The organism is Roseovarius tibetensis (assembly GCF_050896375.1).
GTDB classification, from domain to species: domain Bacteria; phylum Pseudomonadota; class Alphaproteobacteria; order Rhodobacterales; family Rhodobacteraceae; genus Roseovarius; species Roseovarius tibetensis.
The window spans coordinates 1-3,217 of record NZ_JBPBBB010000097.1 but is presented as its reverse complement, the minus strand read 5'-3'; the positions used below and the strand labels follow the sequence as shown (position 1 = coordinate 3,217).

3 protein-coding genes are annotated in these 3,217 nt (G+C 51.0%); all 3 read left to right on the top strand.

Annotation, left to right across the window (positions count from 1 at the left end; translation table 11 throughout):
• Positions 1-501: 501 nt before the first annotated feature.
• The 3 genes from ACROSR_RS20370 to ACROSR_RS20360 all read left to right on the top strand — a co-directional run bounded on the left by ACROSR_RS20370 (position 502) and on the right by ACROSR_RS20360 (position 3,175).
• Positions 502-675, top strand: coding sequence for a hypothetical protein (locus ACROSR_RS20370; protein ID WP_432687703.1), 174 nt, complete (start codon positions 502-504; stop codon positions 673-675).
• Positions 662-1,672, top strand: coding sequence for a tyrosine-type recombinase/integrase (locus ACROSR_RS20365; protein ID WP_432687702.1), 1,011 nt, complete (start codon positions 662-664; stop codon positions 1,670-1,672). The genes ACROSR_RS20370 and ACROSR_RS20365 overlap by 14 nt, the downstream gene beginning before the upstream one ends.
• Before the next feature lie 129 nt (positions 1,673-1,801).
• Entirely contained in the window at positions 1,802-3,175 is a 1,374-nt protein-coding gene (locus ACROSR_RS20360; protein ID WP_432687701.1) for an AAA family ATPase, read from the top strand.
• The last annotated feature ends 42 nt before the right edge of the window (positions 3,176-3,217 follow it).

Below are 3,217 nucleotides of genomic sequence, written 5' to 3'. Positions count from 1 at the left end.
CGCTGCTTGATCAAGCGCAAATCAAACCGCTCGGAGGACGTCGCCGGAGAATTTCCACCACTTTCGAGACACAACCGAAAACGTGAACTTCAGTAACATTATGTTTCAAGTGTTACACAACTACATATGCGTTTAGTGACACGGGTCGTGAGCTCCGGTTTTGCAGTCCAACTCGTCACGTCCTAGCCTGAACTCCAGAACAGTTTGCATGGGCACACCCATTCGTCCGACAGGGCGCGCGAACTGAACGTGAAGAGAGGTCAGCGATGGAACTACACAAAATCAATGGCTTGCGGGCTTACATCGCGACCGCGCTGCGGTGCGCAAAGATGTTATTGGATAGGTTCATACCGGCACAAAGGCGTCAAGCTAGAGCGGTGCCAGAGTTTCAAGAAGTTCAGGCAGCTCAGTCGCGTCGGCGGCGCGCGACGTCAAGTTGCGCAGCGGGGCACCAGCCCGGACGACGCGCCGCACCACTGCCTTTCGAGGGAGTATGAAACGATGTCTTCCACCAAACTCGAACAGTCTGCTCTCAGCTTGCTCGCTGCCTTCGAAAGCGCTGGCAAGTCAGTCAGCCGGGTCATTGTGGACGGGAGAAGGATTGAGCTTGTGCTGTCGAAAGAGCATGATGCGGATGATTTCGACAAGATAGATATGCGCCATGGCAAAACGTGAGCTTCCAAAGCACGTCTACCGGCAAAGAAATGGAATTTACTTCCAGCGGCGCGGCTGGCCGTCGCAAAAGTTCCAAAGCGAGTTTGGAACGGCGGAATTCTGGACAGAGTATGCCGCCATCCTGTCTCAGAAGGACAGGCCGCGCAAAGTGGTGGCGCGAAGTTTTGGTGCGTTGATCGACAACTATAGAAGGTCCCCAAGATACAGAAATCTCAAACCGCGCACGGGTTTGGACTACGACAAGTATCTCGACTTCTTCCGAGAGATCATGGGCGAGGCCAACCCCGCCAAGATGCAGCGCAAGGACGTGATCCGGCTGCGCGACGCGAACGCCGAGAAGGCATACTTCGCCAACTATTCGCTCCGTGTGTTGCGTGTTCTCATGGAACACTGCGTTGACCTAGGCTGGCGAGAGACCAATCCAGCCCGGGGCGTGCCCGAGTTGAAGACGGAAAAAACACAGCGCGAGCCTTGGCCGCGCGAGCTACTCGACGTCTACCGGGCGCAGTGTCCCGTCGGCACTAGAGAACGCCTCGTCATGGAGTTGTGCGTTGGCACCGGGCAGAGGATCGGCGACGTTCTCGCCATGCGGTGGTCGAACATCGAGAACGGCGCTGTCTGGGTTCGCCAGAGCAAGACCTCGAAAGAGCTATGGGTTCCGATCCTTCCCGAGCTACACGCCGCGCTCGACGCCGCCAGCCGCCACTCGGTCTACATCCTGACTAATGAGAGGGGCGACAACCGTTGGTCCTACAGGGGCGCGTCAGCCGCTGTCAGGAAGGTCAGGGAGCGGATCGGAGCCTTGGACTACGATATTCACAGCTGGCGGTACAACGCCGTCTGTGAGCTTCTTGAGGCGGGCTGCGGTGATGACCTGTTTGCGGCGGTAACGGGCCAAAGCCCGGCGATGGTCCAGCACTACACGAGGAAGGTCAGGCAGCGCATACGGGCTGTTCAGGCACAGCAAATGCGGACAGAAAAGCAAGGGCTGAAATGATAAGGTTAATCACCATAAATTTCCGCTGAAAGGACTTGCGTCAGGCATGATCGATAGACATGGTGAAGCGCGTGAGCAACGAACAATGCTGAAAATCAGCACACGATAAAAGTGCAGGAGTGGTACCTATTGAAAATAGCGGGCTTTACGGGTAGGAAAATCAATGGTTTTTTAGATTTCGATCTAAATTTTCACGACCATTTGACCTTTGTCACTGGCATCAATGGGACCGGCAAGACCTCGGCAATAAATTCAATCGTGGCGCTGTTATTTCCTAGGCTCGACTATCTTTCTGCTGAAGACTTTGAGCTTATTTCTCTTGAAATCGAGCATAATAGCGAAAAGGTAGCTCTCTCAGCATCCAAAAACGGGCACTTCACAAAACTCAAATGTTCCAGATACCCAGACCAATTTGTGTCTATCGAGCCTTTTGAGCGTGACGACTCAATGCCTATGCATCGAGCAGTCGAGCAAGAAGAAGAATTCTTCAAGGAGCAGTTAGGCCGAAACCGGGATAACCCAGTTATGGAGTTTTTCGAAGAACTTCCGTCCCCAATGTATCTAGGGCTCGATCGAAGATCGTTGTCTTTTGACACCATGAAATCACGTTATTACGGACGCGCCCGACAAAGGTACCCTTATCGGCGGAAAGTTTTTTCTCGATCACTCGGCCCCAGTCTTGAAGAAGCTCTGTCGTTTGCGCAAGAAACCGACCGCGAGAATAAGATGAAAGAAACGCGGATTGGTGCAAGATTCCGTGAAAAACTTGTGATGGCGCTTCTAGATTTTCCACCGATTTCTTTTTCGGGTCGCCTAAAAGATCCGACACAATCGGAACTCAAACAAATCAAAGAAGCAAAGCAAAACCTTCGTCGTCTACCACAGCTTCTGCGCGTTCCAGAAGATGAGATTTCCGAGAAAGTCGATCCAATATTTTCCTTTCTTGACAGCAGAATTGTCTTGCTTCAAGGTAAAAGGAAAGTCCAAGAGAAAAACAAAGAAGAGGACTTGAATTACGAAGAAGCCCGCACGAAAGCGCTTGTAGAATGGTCATTCAATAAAGCGCAATTGAACCGAATGAACTTAGTTTCAAAGATCGTATCAGACCACAATGACGAAGTTGAAAAAATTTTCGAGCAAACGAACGAATTTCTTCAGACCATCAATTCATTCTTGTCAGATAGCGGCAAAACACTAAGCTTCGGTAAATTTGGAGAACTTGTGTTTTCACTTCACGAAGAGCCGGAAGAAAGAGATATCAGAACACTTTCTTCTGGGGAAATTCAACTAATCGTTATTCTCGCACATCTGTATTTTAACCCTGAGGTTCGCCAAGCGAATGTATTTATAATTGATGAACCAGAGCTTTCACTCCATGTGCAGTGGCAAGAAAAATTCGTCGATGGTTTAATGGCCGCTTCGGACAAAACACAGTTCATCATGGCAACCCACTCTCCCTCGATCATTCCAGGGCAATCGCAGTTGGGGTCACGTCTCGACTAAACCATTGAGAACCCTGCGAAGGAAGTCGTCATCCCAGCCAGC

What these genes read in the sequence shown, in the direction of transcription:
- ACROSR_RS20370 (WP_432687703.1), top strand. Translation starts at nt 502, where the DNA reads ATGTCTTCCACCAAACTCGAACAGTCTGCTCTCAGCTTGCTCGCTGCC.
- ACROSR_RS20365 (WP_432687702.1), top strand. Translation starts at nt 662, where the DNA reads ATGGCAAAACGTGAGCTTCCAAAGCACGTCTACCGGCAAAGAAATGGA.